Origin of the sequence: Zoogloea oryzae (assembly GCF_030161255.1) — a bacterium.
Classification (GTDB): domain Bacteria; phylum Pseudomonadota; class Gammaproteobacteria; order Burkholderiales; family Rhodocyclaceae; genus Zoogloea; species Zoogloea oryzae.
This window is the reverse complement of sequence record NZ_BSPX01000212.1, coordinates 1-1,114: the sequence shown is the minus strand read 5'-3', so window position 1 is coordinate 1,114 and position 1,114 is coordinate 1. Positions and strand designations below refer to the sequence as shown.

Sequence of the window (1,114 nt, the reverse complement as noted above, 5' to 3'; positions counted from 1 at the left end):
CCGGCAAAGAGCCAGTTCTTGCGCCCGATGGCAATCGGCCGAATCTGGTTCTCGATCCAGTTGTTATCGATGGGGATGCGCCCATCCGTCAGGTAATGGGTCAGCGCCGCCCAGCGTTTGAGGGTGTAGTCGATGGCTTTGGCGCTGGATGAGCCGTTGGGGATCTTGCCCCGACACGCCAGCAGCCAGGCTTTCAAGTCTTCCAGCAGCGGTTTCGCCCGTGTTTCTCGTAGCGCCTGACGGGCGTCGGGCGCCAGTTCCCGCGCAGCCTCCTCGATGGCGTAGAGCGCAGCGATGCGCTCCAGCGCCTCGGCGGCGATCTGGCTCTGCCCGTGTTCCTGAAGCTCGAAGAACTTGCGTCGGGCGTGGGCCATGCAGCCGGCTTCGGTCACGCCTTGGGCGATCAAGGCCTTGTAGCCCGCGTAATCGTCGCAGACGAGGGTGCCACGCCAGTTGCCGAGGAATTCCTGGGCGTGCTTGCCGGCGCGGCTGTCGGCAAAGTCGTAGATCACCGCTCGGACCGGATCGTGGGCGCCGATGCTGTAGGACCACAGGTAGGCCCGGTGGGTCTTGCCGGCCCCGGGGTCGAGCATCGCCACTGGCGTCTCGTCGGCATGCAGTACCGGGAAGGCGAGGAGTTCTGCCTTCAGGGCATCGACCAGAGGCTGCAACTGCACGCCCATCTGACCGACCCATTGGGCGAGCGTGGATTGGGGAATCGCGAGCCCGGCCCGGCCGAAGATGCCTTCCTGGCGGTACAGCGGCAAATGATCCTGGTACTTGGCCACCAGCACCTGAGCCAGCAGGCCGGCGGTGGGCAGGCCCTTGTCGATCACATGGGCCGGCACCGGGGCCTGGATCAGGGTTTCGCACGCCTGGCAGACCCACTTGCCGCGGACGTGGCGCTCGACGCTGAAGCTGCCGGGGGTGTAGTCGAGCTTCTCCGCCACGTCCTCACCGATGCGCTTCATCTGGCAGCCACAGGCGCAGGTGGTGCTGTCCGGCTCGTGATGGATCTCGGTGCGAGGCAGTTCGGGCGGCAGAGGTTTGCGCTTGGCCTGGCCCTTGGCGGATGCGGGTTTGCCGGAGAGCTGCTCAAGCTCCTCGGTCATCG

General features: G+C 66.0%; 1 protein-coding gene. It reads right to left on the bottom strand.

The annotated features are described in order from the left end of the window. Positions 1–1,114 (bottom strand): IS66 family transposase (gene tnpC / locus QQK25_RS23090; protein WP_284190061.1); only part of this gene is annotated, 1,114 nt, incomplete at both ends.